The sequence below is a fragment of the Sphingobium sp. GW821-FHT02B05 genome (assembly GCF_059421905.1).
On the sequence record NZ_JBWKVW010000003.1, the window covers coordinates 71,651 to 85,913 of the forward strand.

The window sequence follows — 14,263 nt, forward strand, 5'->3', positions numbered from 1 at the left end:
CCCCGCGGAAGCCGCTATCGCTTGAAAGGCAGTTGGCGGCTAATTCCAGCTGGAAGAGCTGGGGGTCACTTCCATCACCATCGTCACAGGCTGTTTGCTGCTTTATACTTAAACAGTGTCTTGGTGTTTCCCGGGGGGTGGCAGGTCTCAAATCGCTCGTGATGTCATGCCGCACGCTGGCGAAGGAGAGAGAACAGCGTCGGGCTTTTCACTAATTCGATGCGATCGTGCCAACCCAACTGAGTCGCGGACCGGCGAACGGCGCCATCTGGAGTGATGATCCGAATGTCCTTTGCTTCGCGCAAGGTGACGAGGGATGCGTCTACAATGCTGCTGATGACTGGCGTATCGTTGCAGTTGGCCAGGAACAGCTGCTTCTTGGTCAGCGCAGCCTCTCCTGCAGCCACACGCGCATGCAGCATCTTCGCAAGCTGATCGACGACTGCCGCTTCGGACCGCGTGCGGGCATTGTCGTTGAACCCGAACTCCAGCATGTCTTCGCGCACGTCCACCCCGGGCATGAAACCCAGCGAATTGAAACCGGCACGCCCGAAATGCTCGAATGTGTTCTCGTAATCCCAGTGAATCTTGCCCATCTCCTCCCTCGCCTGGTGGTGTCGTGAAAGATGAAGCAGCCAGTAGTCGCGGTTCGATCCGCCCTCGGGATGGATGAAGAACGGGGTGTAGTAGCTGGCGCCGGTATTCTGCTGGATGTGCTCATACAACGTGTTTTGAATGAGCCGCTTCCAGCCTCGCTGCTCCTTCATCTGCAGCATGTCCTGCACGTCTTCGCGGCGCAGGTCGATCGCGCTTAAGCCTGGCGTGTCGATCATCTTGTCGGTCAGCAAGTTGACCAAATGGTCGACCATGAACGTTAGGACCACCTCTGGATTCTGAAGCGACGCCATGATCTGGCGTATGGTGGCGAACGTGACCGCGCTCCAGCCGTACTGGTCCAAGAAGAACAAGGACCGATGGGCGCGCCCCTTGGCCTGGATCCTGCGGATGATCTCGTCGCTTACGTCCTCAAACTTGGACGTGTAAATATGGATGTCCTTGCCGATCCGAGATTCATATCCGCGCTGGCGCAGGACCTCCCGCAGGAAGTCCACGTGCTTGGGGTTGGCATCAACAAAGACGAATTCGGCGTCGATCTCGAGACCGCGGGCTCGGGCGGTGTCTAGTTCCACCTGCGCTCTTTCCACGGAAGCCAGCATGCGCAGCGGCGATCCATCTACTTCGTTGGTGCCCATGGCGTACATTCCGCCCCCGCAGAATCCATCGACGAGGGTCAGCTTGAGCTTACGGGTCAGATGGCTCTTTGTCAGCGTCCGAATGTAGGCGGTAATGTATGCGTCGAAAATTTGATGCTTCGCGAAGCTATGCAGTCCTAATTCCGGCAATGGTTCGCCGATGTTCCAGTCGTAATGCCGCTTCTTCGCCATGCGCCACCCCTGTCGGCACTTGTGCCCGGCCGGCAACATGTCAGGCATTGCAGGCGCTTGTCTAGCATTCTGTCGTTGACATCGACTATGGCAATGATCGAACGGCTACGCATCTTTCGTTGCAACGCGACTTCGCCTGTGGCAGATTCACGTTTCGTTCCTGGGGTGCATGAAATGGCTGACGGCAGTGCAATCGAATGGACGGATGCGACGTGGAACCCGGTGACGGGCTGCACGAAGATCACGGCCGGTTGCGACAACTGCTATGCAGAACGCTTTTCAGAACGCTGGCGGGGCATCCCTGGCCACCCGTTCGAGCATGGTTTCGATCTGACACTCCGGCCTGAGCGCCTCGCCCAGCCGCTAGCGTGGAAGCGGCCGCGGATGATCTTCGTGAACTCCATGTCAGATCTGTTCCACAAGAAGGTGCCCGGGACGTTCATTGATCAGGTCTTCGACACGATGGAGCAGGCCGACTGGCACGTCTTCCAGGTGCTGACCAAGCGCAGTTCGCTTATGCGCGACTATCTCAACCGCCGCTATCGCGACCGGACGCCGCCGGCCCACATCTGGCTGGGCGTGTCTGTCGAAGACGCGAACTCCAGCGCCCGCATCGAGCATCTACGCCAGGCACCCGCCGGCGTACGGTTCCTGTCGGTCGAGCCGCTCATCGGCGCCGTAGGACAAGTCGATCTGACCGGCATCCACTGGGTGATCGCGGGCGGCGAAAGCGGACCTGGCGCCCGTCCCATGGCGATCGAATGGGCACGCGAGATTCGTGATCAGTGCGCTGCGCAGAACGTCGCCTTCTTCTTCAAGCAATGGGGTGGAATCAGACCTAAGTCCGGTGGCCGCGAGTTGGATGGACGGGAATGGAACGAACTTCCGGCCTCCCTGCCCTCGAGCGCAGCGGCCTGAACGTGGCGCTGGCCCCAGAGCATTACGCCGGTCGCGAGCAGGCGCTGGTCAAGCACCACTTCCTCAAGCACTATCTTGAACGCCTGATCCACAAGATCGCCAGCAGGTATAGTGAGGTGGTCTACGTCGACGGGTTCTCCGGCCCATGGAAAAACCAGTCGGAGCAGTTCGATGACACTTCGTTCGGCATTGCCCTTCAGGCTCTTACCGACGCCAAGCGCTCGTGGGCCGGGATGGCCCACAAGCCGCGTCAAGTGAAGATGACCGCTCATCTGGTTGAGAAAAATCCCAAGGCCTATGTCCGGCTCGCTGAACTGCAGGCGATGTTCCCGGAAGTGGAGATCCACACCCACAATGGCGACTTCACCGAGATCGCACCAGCCATTGCCCGGTGCATCCCGAGCCAGGCATTTTCCTTCATACTAATCGACCCCAAGGGCTTCTCGCTCGACCTGAAGGCGCTTAAGCCCTTGATCGGACGGCCGCGATGTGAAGTCGTCTTCAATTTCATGTTCGACTTCGTGAACCGCTTTGCGCTTTTCGACAACGACAAGGTGGCGCCAGTCCTCGACAAGCTGATCCCGACCGAGGATTGGCGCAATCAGTTACGCGCCTTGGAACAGAGTCCTGCCGCTACCCCGGAAATGCGTAAGCGAGTAATCGTAGAGTCATTCGAACGCGCAGTATCCAAGGTCGCAGGCTACAAGTTTGTCGCCGACGTCGATGTGAAACGGCCGGATCGCGATCGCACCCTATACTTTCTTGTTTATGGTACGCAGCAGTCGCCGGGCATCGAGGTGTTCCGGGATTGCCAGGTCAAGTCGCTGGGCGTGCAGGCCGACATCATCGGCCGAAAGAAAGTCGAGAAGCGGGCTGAAAAGTCGAGCCAGCTCGAACTTCTCGGGTCGATGCAGGAAATGGCGCCGGACCCTAACATGATGTTTCTCACCAACGAGATGGAGAAGGCACGGCATATGCTGCTGAGCATCGTGCCGAATTCCGGCACCGGGGCGGCATGGGGCGACATCTGGCCACATGTGCTGGCGAACCACGTCATCCGCCTGACCGAGCTGAACAAGATCGCCAATAAATTGCGGAAGAGCGGTCACCTTCTCTTTCCTTCATGGCCATCAGGCCCAAAAAGGGTGCCAGAAGACGAGTTTTCTGTGCTTCTCGGCAAGGTGAGATCACCAATATTTGAGCCGGTGCCTTGAAGCGGAACATGCGTTCTCCAGAGCGAAAGCCCCAGATCAGGCTGAAATCGATCGACGGCGCAAGATCGATGCCGCGTTCCGCCAATGAACGGCTATCCGAGAGGCTGTTTGGACTTGCACGTAACCGCAAACGTCGGCGCCAATGGACGGTGCGTTTGCGTCTTCGGAGCGTCTGGAATCGACGTTACAGCGTTCGCCCATCCACCACCGCGCCGGGTCGATCACATAAGCATACTCGTCATACGACAGCCGCTTGTCGAACAGGTTCTGCACCCCGGCATGGAACCGCAGCCCAGGCGACATCTGATAGGAACCGCCGATGTCGACCGTCGTGTACGATGAGGCGGCCACATCTTCCCCACTGAACTGCGCTTCGGTGACGGCTTCCTCGCCGCGATAGACCGCACGCACGAACGCCTTCAGGCGATCGTATGGCTTCCACTTCAGCGATGCGCTGGCCTGCTGCTTGGGCGTATCGTTCAGAGCCGCACCAGCATTGTCTCCGCTCAGTTGTTCGGGGTCCGTGAGTCTCCCTGTAGCATTAAAACGCAAGGTTGGGGTCAGCCTGAAGGCGATGGTAGCCTCGATGCCGCGAACCTTCGCCTTGTCGTTGTTCACATACGCCGTCGGCGCATTGCTGATCGAACTCAGCGGTTCGTCAAGGCACCAGGCACCCGCCTATACGCAGGTCACACGAGTGATCTTGTCGTCGAAGCGCGTGTCGTAGAGCGTCAGGCTGCCTTCAAACGGGCCGGCTTCCAGCATCACTAATTTTGCTCTTGAGAGCGGCGAGTGGCCCACCGTTGGTGCAGAGCTTTGGGGTTCTTGGATTTGTAAGCGACAGCTTACCACTAGGAAGCGCCGATAAGCCGACTGACCGATTTGTCCCAATCTTTGCCATAATTCAGACCGACAACGCCATCGTGGTCAAAATCCGGCTACCAAACTGGCCACGATTCCGACCACGAGCGAAGGTGCCAGCCACAGTGCCCCTGCACGATGGTTCGACGGTGGACTGCCCCGCTAACGCCTGTTGCGATTGATCAACTGCCGCAGGCTTTCGACCGGGATTAGGGTAGCTGATCCGATCTTCACGATCTCGATATCGCCCGACTGGATCAGTTCGTATAGCTTCGATCGCCCGATCCCTGTCATTCTGATCGCAGCCGGTATACGAACCGTCAGGGGTTCGACCTGGCTGCTGTTGGAAACAGTTTGCGTTTCGTCCTTGGTATCGAGCGACAATCCCCGCCGCGTCCTGATCACATGTACCATGATGATATTCCTCGATGCTGGAGATGTCAGGCAGGATCGGCCGGTCTGCTGAGTTCGCCGGGCCTGCTGAATGAGTTGATGCTGATCCCGATAAGCGGCAGAGGCGCACGCGGGCGATTGTCTCGATCACCATCTGGTGCGCGGCTGGAAAGAGTCAGCATGTCTTCCACAGCGTCGACCGGATCGCCTGCTTCGACAGCGTTTGACCTATCGACGTTGCCGATGCCCGATTCAGGTTCATCCTTTTGCGTATCGTCAAACCTGACCGCCGGAGTGCGACGTTCGGCAGATGCCGTTGCAACCCTCTCCACCTTGAGGCTGCGATCCGTGAACCGCATGACCGGCAGATCGCGACCGAACGCGAGATAGCCAGTAAGGTTGGGCAGGTGCATGACCTGCGTCGGCATCGCCAGCGGCCGGGTTATCTGCATCCGTGACAGGTGCCCCCCATCACGCATGTCGTTGAAGCCGTGGGTCAGGCCGTCATTGGGTTTGATCTGCTCAACCAGCCCCGAATTCCCCCGGACCCAAGAGCCGGGCGTTTGGTTGCGGACGATGCTCATTAGCGCACCATCGTCGGGCGCGCGCAGAACCCTTTCGTGACGCAGAGGGCGAGCATCGTCCATGCTCTTCTGGAGGATGTCAGACCCTCCTGTTCTGCTCGAGCCCGTCAATATGGCGAAGACCTGCAGGAGGGTCGCCTGCACTTCATCAAAGCGATCATGATAGCCGCGGGCATCGTTTCGCTCGAAGCGATCGAGGATCTCGCAGACATATTCGGGAAGACTGATCCGCGCCGATTGAGCGCGAGCGGCAAGAGGCTCGTAGAGAGCATCTTTCAATCTGATATTGATCCTGGGCAAGCGCCGAACTCCTGTTCGTTGCCTGTCCAGATGGGGTGAAGCACGACTGTTATACGCCGATTTTCAGGTGATCTCAACGCTTTAGGATGAGGACGCGCGGCACCGACATGGTGCCAAAGTTTATCAGATACTTAGGTCTGTATTGCCTTCAATATGGTGACCATCTGGTGCCAGCCCGCAATCAGAATGCTGACATTGGCACCGGCTGGCACCTGGCTGAAACCCGCAGAAATCCTGACGATTCGCGCCCGCAGCACCCGTGCGTACGGTGCATTACGACTTACGCCCTTAGGCGTGCGTCGTCATTTCGCATGAGCCCTGCGAATGCGCCCGCCCGAATCGGTCGAAGGGCGGCCCTATATCGTGCTGGATCAAGGATCAGTGCATTGGGCAAATCGATCAGCCTCTGGGGATGACAAATTGACCGGAGCGCTACACAGCCCGCCCCATGAAGGAGATGGCATAACGCTCTCTGTACGCACCTACAGCATATCGATCGAGCGCAACTGGCAGGTGTTCTATGAAGCGATCTGGCAACCGGAGATATTCCCCAAATGGGCGTCGGGCCTCACTGAGTCCGATCTCCGCCGGGGCGGAACCGGATGGCTTGCCGATGGTCCCGACGGTCCGATCGCGATCCGCTTCACGCTCCATAATGAGTATGGCGTGATGGACCATTTTGTCGGGACAGGGGACGGACAGGAGGTCCATATTCCGCTGCGTGTGATCGCCAATGGAGAGGGCGCGGAGGTCATGCTGATGCTGTTTCGTCAGCCCGGCATGACCGACGAGGATTTCGCGCGCGACGCCAAATGGATCACCCGCGATCTACGAGCGCTCAAGACATATGTGATGGGCTGAGGGCTGCTTCCAGTTCCGCGATACGGGCGGTACAAAGTTCGTGGACAAGCGCCTGCAGCATCGCGACCCGTTCGGCGAGCCATCCCAACTCGTCCGCGCCGATGACATATTCGCGGGAATAGCGCGCCTTGATATAGGCTTCGCGCAACAGATTATAGGCGCGCTTCTCGAACTTGCTGTCGGTCGGCCAGACCGACCGGAGCCGAGGTTCCAGCTGCTCGGTCAGCGCCCGCAATCGGTTCAGATTATGGGTCTTGGGGGAATAGAGGGTCCGCACCAGAAAGATGCAGTGATAGAGGCGCTCTGTAGCTTGATGGAGGTTGAAGGCCGCTTCTTTGGGGGCGGCCTCGGTAGCGAGAAAATGAGATGCTCGGATGAACTTCCCCGCGCTCTCGAACCATTCCTCAAAATAGTCCCGCGTCTCTTGCAACGCTTCATCTGACGACAGCTGTTTCGGCTCGACAAACGGATGGCCGGGTTCCTCATGCAGCAGGATGCCGTCCTTGAGGATGTCCATGAAAAAGTAGCGCCCGAGCCGCAGCTTCTCGTTCACATCGTCCAGACTGTGATAGACAAGGCTGACTTGTGTGCGCAGCGCCTTGCCTTCGGTCAGCTCCTCCAGCAACCGGCCCTCGGTCCTCGCCCAGAATTCCGGAATGTCGGTGAGGTCCTCATGATCGACGACCACGAGAATGTCATAGTCGGAGAAGTAGCGGCCGACCGGATCCTCCACCCAGTCGCCGCGCGCATAGCTGCCGAACAGGATGATCTTGAGGATATGGCCGTTGCGATAACGGGGCTGAGTGCGGTGCTTGATGGCACGCGCGAAGCCCTCGCGAATGATCTCGACGACATGCCCCAGCTCCCGCCGCTTGGCGGCGGGCAAATTTACGGCAGGGTCGTCCATCTGTCTCATGATGCCGCGCAGAATCGCGGCAAATCATCGCCTTGCCAAGCCCTGAAAGCCGGCAAGGCGATTTAGCTCTATCGCATCTCTCGGACGATGGTCCGGATGGCCTCGAGCATATGCTGCTGCACCTGTTCGAGCGTCATGCCCTCCTGCCGGGCGATCTCGACATAGGTCATCCCTTCTACCCGGTTGCAGAGAAACACCTGAAGCGCCTCAGGCGATAATTTTCGCAGCGCCGCTGCTGTCCTGGCCAGCTCGCTGGGATCAGGATCAGTCATGATCTTCTCTCCCCTCACCAAGATATGCGAGCAGATAATCGGCGGCCTTGCTGGCCTGACTGGCGGCGCGGAAGATCGCCTTGCTGTCCTCGCGCAGAACGGACAGCCATGCGCCAAGATAGTCGGCATGGCGCACGGTCGGCACGATGCCGAGTTCCGCGCAGAGGAAGGCGCTGGCCATCTCCGCGATCAGCTCCTCGCGTGCATAGGCAGGACTGCCAAAGCCGGTAGAGGGAAGACGGTCGAGCCGGGAACGATGCCCGCTCCAATGCCCCAGCTCATGCAGCGCGGTGCGATACCAGTTGATCGGCTCATGGAAATGTTCGGGCCGGGGCACTGAGATAAAATCGTCCTGCGGGGCATAATAGGCTTCCCCGCCGCCGATCCGGATATCCGCGCCGGTCGCGCCGATCAGCGCATTTGCGCGTGGGATGATAAGCGCCTTGTTCCATGTCGTGCCCGGCGATGATCCCGCATCCTCCAGCCCCTCGCACTGGTCGAGGTTGAAGACGGTAAAGCGCTTGAGGAAAGCAATCTGTCGCGGCTCGCCATCCGGCACGGCCGGGACAGTATCGCCATCCTTGGGCGTGAACCGGTCCGCGTAACAGACGGTCGTGCCCTGCTCCCCTTTGCGCACGTTTCCGCCCAGTGCCAGCGCCTGCCGGTAGGTCAGCCAGCGCTGCGAGCCATAGCCCTGCTCGAACAGCCGGTGCCACAGGATCAGCACATTGATCCCCGAATAGCGCCTGCCGGTCCCCGCATTGCGTGGCAGCCCCAGGGCCGCCTTGCCATCATCCCATGGCCGCACCCATGGGAGGGTGCCTTCCTCGATCTGCGCAACGATCCGGTCGGTCACCTCGCTGTACAGGCTTCCTCCCAAGCGCGCGGCCTTGTCCTGATATCCCATGTCCTTTCTCCTTCCCGCATCGCACCGGCCGCCGGAGTGGCGGGGGTGGGCGGCAGGAGCGAACCGGCAGGCCCACCGACCGAGGCGGGCAGCACCCGAAGGGCAGTAACGATAGTGGAGGAGTGGGGCATGGCCCCGACTTGCGGCTCGCCGCGGTGGGACTAAAGGGTAGCGACGCCCACCCCCGCCGCGCCGACAGGCCGATCAGACCAAGACCAGACGTCACCGCGCCCATTGCGTGGTGTCCGAAGCCAGACCCTTCGCGCTGCCTTTCGCAGCGCACCGCATTCCCCAAACCTTCTCGCAAGCACCCACGCCGGGCGGCGAAGCCGACCGGCGCGAAAATACGACCGCTGCGTCTGTCTCCAAGAGAGGAAAGGCAGGCGACAGATTACCGTCGCCTGCAAGATTTGGGATCAGGCTGCCTGCTGAACCCGTTCCTCCTCACTGACGATCAGGCCCTCCTCGTGCGCGTCTGCTGCTTCCGGTTCCGACTCCGCTCCATCCAGCAGTTCAAGCAGTGGAGCCACCACCTTCCACCGCTCGACGCTGCCGACCCCGCCCCGTTCGGTGTAGGATGATGGCGGAAAGGTCATCCAGCGCGGCACCCAGCTATCCCGCTTCTCCCGACCGTTGGTCCCGGCAAGGCAGTCCCGCACGATCTGGCGCTGCACCTTCGCGGTCGCCCCGGCATTGCCGGATGCCGCTTCCTCCCCCGCCACATCGGCGAGGACATGGCCCATCACCTCGCGGTCACGGATCAGGTCGAGCAGCGCATCGTCTGCCTGCAAGCATGACGCCATGTCGATATCCAGCTGGACGCCCAGCAGTTCGATCAGAGCCGACCCCGCTTCCAGCGTCTCACCCATGACGATGGCGAGGATGCCCAGCACCATGGCGTCATCAAGATCGAGCAGTCGCAGATAGAGCGGGATCAGCTCTCGATCATAGCCATGGCCGGTGACAGTGGGCATGTCGGGATCAAGACCAAGCAGGTCGAGCGCGATCCGCCGCTCTCTGTCGAAGTCGGCTTCCGATCCGCAATTCTCGACGCTCTCGCTGATCGCGTCAGTCGCGCCGCGCTGCGAGGCAATGTCCACCCGCCACAGCGATGAACCGGCAATGGCATGGGCGACCATCAGCCGCAGGGCGATAGAGGGCGCAGTCCCGACCTTCGCCCGGACGGCGGCATGGCGATGCAGATCGACATAGTTCGCCAGCGGCGCAGACAGTTCGGGCCGAACCGCCTTCTCGACGCTGCCGCCCTGTTCCAGCCTGCGCGCTTCCTTGAGGGTCACATAGCCCTCATGAAAACTGACGTCGCCGCCATGGCCCATGGTCACATAGACGCGCCCACCCTTGGCCTTGGGGCAACGCTCATGCTCCCAACTATGAAAGGCCTCACCCCGCGCCATGACGGCAATGTCCTGCCACCCGGCGTCACGAAAACCCTCGATGCGCTCGGCAATAGCCGCCTCCTGCATCTGCCAGAACAGGTCGGCATCGGCGAAATAGCTGTGATCGCCAAAAAGGTCGGCCACGATCCCGCCCTTGTAATCGGCCGGGTCGAACAACGCCTTGTCGGTGGCAATGGCGCAGCCACCCAGCAGCCACGCCTTCACATGATGCCCCATCGGCGGGCGCGCATCCTCGTCGTCCAGCAGCGCCAGCCATTCCCGCTGCCGTGCCCTGGAAGCCAAGGTCAGATGCCGCACGGTCACGGCATCGATGCTGTCGCTGCGATAGAGATTGCGGATACGGGGCAGGAGATTTCCCAAGGCCAGCGTCCGCTTCACCTGCAAGGCAGTGAGGCCGAAGGTCAGCGAGATATCCTCGGGCGACCGGCCTTCCTTGACCAGCCGGGTGAACGTCTCCCACCGTGTCACCTCGTCAGGATCGAGCCGGGCGATATTCTCGATGAGCGAGGCTTCCAGGGCCGCAGCGTCGTCGCCCGCCTCCATGATCGCGCAAGGCAGCGGTTCAACGCTCCCTTCCTCCTGCGCCACGATCATGGCGGCATGATAGCGGCGCTTGCCCGCGACAATCTCATAGGTGGTGGGCGATCCATTCTGCCGCACGATCAACGGCACCAAGACCCCCCGCGCCCGAATAGAGGGCAGGATATTGGTGAGGTCCGGCGCTTTCTTCACGCCCCGCATGTTGGCAGGCGAGATCGAGAGGCAGGCAATGTCGATATGCTTGAGTTCCATCTTCCTTACTCCTCTTGCACACACCGGACCCCGGGAAAGCGGAGTGGGCGGCAAGAGCGCACCGGCAGGCCCGGAAAAGCGGCAGGCTGCATCCGCAGGACCGCAACGACAGTGGAGGAGCCGCGCCGCAGGCCGGCTTGCCGCCCGCCGCGACGGGCCTAGAGGGAAGCGACGCCCACACCGCTTGGCCGGGACCGGACCACGCCATCGCGTCCAGCGATGTCCGCTGGTGATCCGTCAGGATCGTGCGTTAGCGATCGGCACCCTGCAGGGCCGAGACGGGCGAAGCAGGCTCGGTGAAGCGCAAGCGAAATAGAGCGCGGCCCGAAGGGAACGTCATGAAATACCCCAAGAAAAACAGCTAAGTCTTGCCGAACTCCCAGAAGACAGGCCATGGTCGATACGGCATCTGGAGGATCACACGGCCATGGCCTTTGGCGTTTTCATTCATCGTTCAGATTCGATCTACGACGACAGCCCAGCCGAGCGCTATCAGTTCCCATCCCCATATCTCGGCCGGGTCTCTGCCTGCATCGATGACTGGATCGTCTATTATGAGCCAGTGAAGGTCAGCGGCACCCGCGGCTATTTTGCTGTTGCCAAGGTCAGCCAGGTCATTCCCGATCCTCAGGCGGCCGGCATGTATATCGCCATGATCGAACCGGGCAGCTATCTCGAATTTGCGAACGCCGTGCCCTTCAACGGTCCCGACGGCCTCGCAGAACGCGGTCTCTTGAACGACGCTGGCAAGATTTCTGGTCGTGCCCAAGCGGCGGTGCGCCCCATCTCGACGTCCGACTTCAACCATATCCTCGATCTCGGCCTGGACGAGCGCGCCCCGCTTTTGCCGCGCGTCGATGACCTGACGCCCCCCGTCTTCCAGGAGGAGGTCATGCCCTTCCTTGCCGAACAGGAACGCCGCCGCACGACTATGCTCGTTTCCAGGATCGAGCGCGACCGCGTTTTCCGCCGTGTCGTGCTGCGCGCCTATGACGAGCGCTGCGCCATCACGGGCCTCAAGCTTATCAACGGCGGCGGCAGGGCAGAAGCGGAGGCCGCACATATCCGGCCGGTCGAAGCCAATGGCCCTGATAGCGTCCAGAACGGGATCGCCCTGTCCGGCACCGTCCACTGGATGTTCGACCGGGGGCTTATCAGCCTCTCGGACGATCTCGACATCATGATCTCCCGTCAGGCCAATGATAGCGACAGCATCACGGGCCTTATCAACCAGAGCCGCCGTGCCAATCTCCCGATTCGAATGGCAGACCGGCCTCATCCGCATTTTCTGGCCTGGCACCGGGACAATGTGTTCAAGCTCTGACTGCAGACCTTGCCAAGGTAGCTGACCCACCCTCGGCAATCAGCCCATGGCAGATACCGCCCCGTCATATTGGAAGGCTTGCTGATGCAGGAAGGCCTCCAGCTCATCCTGCAAATGGCCGATGGCGGGCAGTGGCGGCTTCTTGCCCTTGGCAGGCAAGAGCATCTGCTGGGCCGCCATGTGCGCATCGAGGGCGTACGGGACGGCCATGATATCGTCGCAGTCGACAGGATTTCAGTGAAATGATGCTGACGCGCGCGCGGGCTATGGGCAGTTCGACCGTCCTTACGCGCGGGTTATCGCATCGCTCGCAAAAAATAGGCAGGGACACCGCTGCTTGCGATGATCGTCCATCATAGGCGGATCGCTTGGGGAACAATCCATGCCTTGGCTTGTCTCTATGTGGGGACGACAGGATGACAATGATGCTGAACGCACTTGCCCGCACCCCGGAGCGCCGCCACCACCCACGCGAGTCCGCCAACGTGCCTTGCACGGTCAACTGGTCTGGCCTCTATGAATTTGCCACGATCAAAAACATGTCGATCTACGGCGCGCAGCTGGAAGGCTTCGCGTTTCCGCCAGCTGGAACGCCCGTAACGATCGTCGTCAATCAGGTCGAACTCTGCGCGTCGATAATCTGGGCCGACGGCGCGAGGTGCGGCGTGCTGCTGGAACATGATGTCGATCCTGCCGCCTTTATCCTTGAGCATTCCATCCGGCCTTTGGGGCATGACCTGCCGCCCACGGGCACGATCACGCAGCTTCTACCGATTGGCGTTTGCTGAAGCGCCCGACATGCCGCTTCACCGTTCCTGTCTGAAAAGATGATGTTGGCAATTGCGTTGCCGGTTGGACGAAGCTCATCAGGGTGCAGCCCCTCGCAACGATGCTTCGTCCGCACCCTGACTGCCGCGACAAGGTGAAATCTTCGTTACCGACCCCTGAGGCTTATCAAAAAGCCCGCCCCCGGCAGGCCGGAGACGGGCAGGGATGAAGACTGCAAGGGAGGGGGAGCCGCTTGCTCCCACACTACGAAGCTCTCCGCTCCTGGTTCCCGCCCTGGAGTATCGTTGCGTAAATGCAACACTTTTAGATTGTTGGCATTTCTCCGAAACTTGTTGCGATGCGACAAGTTCTGTCGCCGACCTAATCGACACTACAGGGGTTTATATGAAGAAGTTTCTCGCCGCCGCAGCCATCCTTGCTGCCTTGCCTGCCATCGCTTCTGCGCAGGAAACCGCGCCTGATGGCACCGACGCTTTTGGCGTCGAGCCCTATGTCGGCGTGCTTGGCGGCTATCACACCTTTGACCGTGGCTCCGAATTCGGCGCCATCCCCGGTGAAACCATCATGAATGGCGCGCTGATCAGCGGTATTGCCGGCGTCAACGTTCCGCTCGGTCCGGTCTTCGTCGGTGTGGAAGGCAACGCCACCAAGGGCTTTAGCGACATTGACTGGGAATATGGCGTCAAGGGCCGCTTCGGTGCGCGCGCTGGTGAAAGCGGCCTGATCTATGCGTCGGCTGGCTATCAGTGGGTGAACGGCAAGGGCGGCTGGCCCGACCGCAAGGACTGGATGTACGGAGCAGGCGTTGAAGTCGGACCCAAGGAAATTGGTCTTGGCGGCGTCACCGGTAACAGCGGCGTGCGCCTGCGCGTGCAGGTCGACACCTATGACTGGGACAGCTTCCGCCCGATGGCTGGTGTCATCTTCCACTTCTAAAAATGTGATGTGACCAAAACATACCCCGTCAGCGACCATCGCTGGCGGGGTATATTATGACTATTGATAGCCGCCTTCCTGTTCGCGCTGCTCTGCGGCATCCTTTTGCGCATCTTCCAGCGCATCGGCGTCCTTGTCTTCCTCCTCGGCATCGACGTCGACATCAACGTCCTCGTCCGTACCATCATCGGTGCCGGGCAGATCGTCCATCGATGTACCCTGCATGTCGGCCTGGTCATTCTCGCCTGGAATTTGTTCGGGGATCATGGCTCTCTCCTATCAGCTATGAACTGGGCCAACCGGTGAATGGTGAGCATGTTCCGTCCGCACGGA

Annotated in this window: 16 protein-coding genes; 7 read left to right on the forward strand and 9 right to left on the reverse strand. The window is 60.4% G+C overall.

Features of this window, described 5'->3' with window-relative positions; genetic code table 11:
* Nucleotides 1-164 precede the first annotated feature (164 nt).
* Nucleotides 165-1,445, reverse strand: a complete 1,281-nt coding sequence (locus tag AC07UX_RS12550) for a three-Cys-motif partner protein TcmP (RefSeq protein WP_495192356.1) — start codon at nt 1,443-1,445, stop codon at nt 165-167.
* A gap of 87 nt (nt 1,446-1,532) precedes the next feature.
* On the opposite strand from AC07UX_RS12550, the gene AC07UX_RS12555 reads away from it, so the two are divergent.
* Both AC07UX_RS12555 and tcmP read left to right on the forward strand, forming a co-directional pair.
* Complete coding sequence (locus AC07UX_RS12555) at nt 1,533-2,363, forward strand: DUF5131 family protein (RefSeq protein WP_495192357.1); 831 nt, start codon at nt 1,533-1,535, stop codon at nt 2,361-2,363.
* Nucleotides 2,318-3,577, forward strand: coding sequence for a three-Cys-motif partner protein TcmP (gene tcmP, locus AC07UX_RS12560; protein WP_495192358.1), 1,260 nt, complete (start codon nt 2,318-2,320; stop codon nt 3,575-3,577). The genes AC07UX_RS12555 and tcmP overlap by 46 nt, the downstream gene beginning before the upstream one ends.
* A 36-nt stretch (nt 3,578-3,613) precedes the next feature.
* Here the strand turns inward: tcmP and AC07UX_RS12565 are convergent, their stop codons facing one another.
* The 3 genes from AC07UX_RS12565 to AC07UX_RS12575 form a co-directional block, all read right to left on the reverse strand.
* Nucleotides 3,614-4,195: a TonB-dependent receptor domain-containing protein gene (locus tag AC07UX_RS12565; RefSeq protein WP_495192359.1), complete on the reverse strand. Its 582-nt coding sequence runs from the start codon at nt 4,193-4,195 to the stop codon at nt 3,614-3,616.
* 405 nt (nt 4,196-4,600) lie between these two features.
* Nucleotides 4,601-4,852 (reverse strand): helix-turn-helix domain-containing protein, encoded by a 252-nt coding sequence (locus tag AC07UX_RS12570; RefSeq protein WP_495192360.1) that lies wholly within the window; start codon nt 4,850-4,852, stop codon nt 4,601-4,603.
* Nucleotides 4,853-4,878: 26 nt separating this feature from the next.
* The gene (locus tag AC07UX_RS12575) at nt 4,879-5,715 is read right to left on the reverse strand and encodes a type IV secretion system DNA-binding domain-containing protein (RefSeq protein ID WP_495192361.1); all 837 of its coding nucleotides are present in this window, start codon (nt 5,713-5,715) and stop codon (nt 4,879-4,881) included.
* Between the two features lie 420 nt (nt 5,716-6,135).
* Between AC07UX_RS12575 and AC07UX_RS12580 the strand changes: the two genes are divergently transcribed.
* Complete coding sequence (locus AC07UX_RS12580; protein ID WP_495192362.1) at nt 6,136-6,576, forward strand: SRPBCC family protein; 441 nt, start codon at nt 6,136-6,138, stop codon at nt 6,574-6,576.
* Here AC07UX_RS12580 and AC07UX_RS12585 read toward each other — a convergent pair.
* The 4 genes from AC07UX_RS12585 to AC07UX_RS12600 all read right to left on the reverse strand — a co-directional run bounded on the left by AC07UX_RS12585 (nt 6,554) and on the right by AC07UX_RS12600 (nt 10,881).
* Nucleotides 6,554-7,492 (reverse strand): HEPN domain-containing protein, encoded by a 939-nt coding sequence (locus tag AC07UX_RS12585; protein WP_495192363.1) that lies wholly within the window; start codon nt 7,490-7,492, stop codon nt 6,554-6,556. The genes AC07UX_RS12580 and AC07UX_RS12585 overlap by 23 nt on opposite strands.
* A 68-nt stretch (nt 7,493-7,560) precedes the next feature.
* Nucleotides 7,561-7,764 carry a sigma factor-like helix-turn-helix DNA-binding protein gene (locus tag AC07UX_RS12590; protein ID WP_495192364.1) on the reverse strand — a complete coding sequence of 68 codons (204 nt, stop codon included), beginning with the start codon at nt 7,762-7,764 and terminating at the stop codon, nt 7,561-7,563.
* Nucleotides 7,757-8,671: an ArdC family protein gene (locus tag AC07UX_RS12595; protein WP_495192365.1), complete on the reverse strand. Its 915-nt coding sequence runs from the start codon at nt 8,669-8,671 to the stop codon at nt 7,757-7,759. The genes AC07UX_RS12590 and AC07UX_RS12595 overlap by 8 nt, the downstream gene beginning before the upstream one ends.
* Nucleotides 8,672-9,087: 416 nt before the next feature.
* Nucleotides 9,088-10,881, reverse strand: a complete 1,794-nt coding sequence (locus AC07UX_RS12600; protein WP_495192366.1) for a ParB/RepB/Spo0J family partition protein — start codon at nt 10,879-10,881, stop codon at nt 9,088-9,090.
* A gap of 427 nt (nt 10,882-11,308) precedes the next feature.
* Here AC07UX_RS12600 and AC07UX_RS12605 point away from each other — a divergent pair, with 427 nt between their 5' ends.
* From AC07UX_RS12605 to AC07UX_RS12620, 4 genes are all read left to right on the forward strand, one after another.
* Entirely contained in the window at nt 11,309-12,205 is an 897-nt protein-coding gene (locus AC07UX_RS12605; protein ID WP_495192367.1) for an HNH endonuclease, read from the forward strand.
* Nucleotides 12,206-12,319: 114 nt separating this feature from the next.
* Nucleotides 12,320-12,451: a DUF5818 domain-containing protein gene (locus AC07UX_RS12610; protein WP_495192631.1), complete on the forward strand. Its 132-nt coding sequence runs from the start codon at nt 12,320-12,322 to the stop codon at nt 12,449-12,451.
* Between the two features lie 170 nt (nt 12,452-12,621).
* Nucleotides 12,622-12,993: a PilZ domain-containing protein gene (locus AC07UX_RS12615; RefSeq protein ID WP_495192368.1), complete on the forward strand. Its 372-nt coding sequence runs from the start codon at nt 12,622-12,624 to the stop codon at nt 12,991-12,993.
* Between the two features lie 385 nt (nt 12,994-13,378).
* Nucleotides 13,379-13,930, forward strand: a complete 552-nt coding sequence (locus tag AC07UX_RS12620; protein ID WP_120252933.1) for an opacity protein — start codon at nt 13,379-13,381, stop codon at nt 13,928-13,930.
* Between the two features lie 60 nt (nt 13,931-13,990).
* Here the strand turns inward: AC07UX_RS12620 and AC07UX_RS12625 are convergent, their stop codons facing one another.
* A complete protein-coding gene (locus tag AC07UX_RS12625) occupies nt 13,991-14,197 on the reverse strand; it encodes a hypothetical protein (RefSeq protein WP_495192369.1) in 207 nt (68 codons plus the stop codon).
* Between the last annotated feature and the right edge of the window lie 66 nt (nt 14,198-14,263).

Excerpts from the sequence above, each read along its gene's own strand:
- AC07UX_RS12550 (WP_495192356.1), bottom strand. The coding sequence starts at position 1,445 with ATGGCGAAGAAGCGGCATTACGACTGGAACATCGGCGAACCATTGCCG.
- AC07UX_RS12555 (WP_495192357.1), top strand. The coding sequence starts at position 1,533 with ATGGCAATGATCGAACGGCTACGCATCTTTCGTTGCAACGCGACTTCG.
- tcmP (WP_495192358.1), top strand. The coding sequence starts at position 2,318 with ATGGAACGAACTTCCGGCCTCCCTGCCCTCGAGCGCAGCGGCCTGAAC.
- AC07UX_RS12570 (WP_495192360.1), bottom strand. The coding sequence starts at position 4,852 with ATGGTACATGTGATCAGGACGCGGCGGGGATTGTCGCTCGATACCAAG.
- AC07UX_RS12585 (WP_495192363.1), bottom strand. The coding sequence starts at position 7,492 with ATGAGACAGATGGACGACCCTGCCGTAAATTTGCCCGCCGCCAAGCGG.
- AC07UX_RS12590 (WP_495192364.1), bottom strand. The coding sequence starts at position 7,764 with ATGACTGATCCTGATCCCAGCGAGCTGGCCAGGACAGCAGCGGCGCTG.
- AC07UX_RS12595 (WP_495192365.1), bottom strand. The coding sequence starts at position 8,671 with ATGGGATATCAGGACAAGGCCGCGCGCTTGGGAGGAAGCCTGTACAGC.
- AC07UX_RS12600 (WP_495192366.1), bottom strand. The coding sequence starts at position 10,881 with ATGGAACTCAAGCATATCGACATTGCCTGCCTCTCGATCTCGCCTGCC.
- AC07UX_RS12605 (WP_495192367.1), top strand. The coding sequence starts at position 11,309 with ATGGCCTTTGGCGTTTTCATTCATCGTTCAGATTCGATCTACGACGAC.
- AC07UX_RS12610 (WP_495192631.1), top strand. The coding sequence starts at position 12,320 with ATGGCCGATGGCGGGCAGTGGCGGCTTCTTGCCCTTGGCAGGCAAGAG.
- AC07UX_RS12615 (WP_495192368.1), top strand. The coding sequence starts at position 12,622 with ATGACAATGATGCTGAACGCACTTGCCCGCACCCCGGAGCGCCGCCAC.
- AC07UX_RS12620 (WP_120252933.1), top strand. The coding sequence starts at position 13,379 with ATGAAGAAGTTTCTCGCCGCCGCAGCCATCCTTGCTGCCTTGCCTGCC.
- AC07UX_RS12625 (WP_495192369.1), bottom strand. The coding sequence starts at position 14,197 with ATGATCCCCGAACAAATTCCAGGCGAGAATGACCAGGCCGACATGCAG.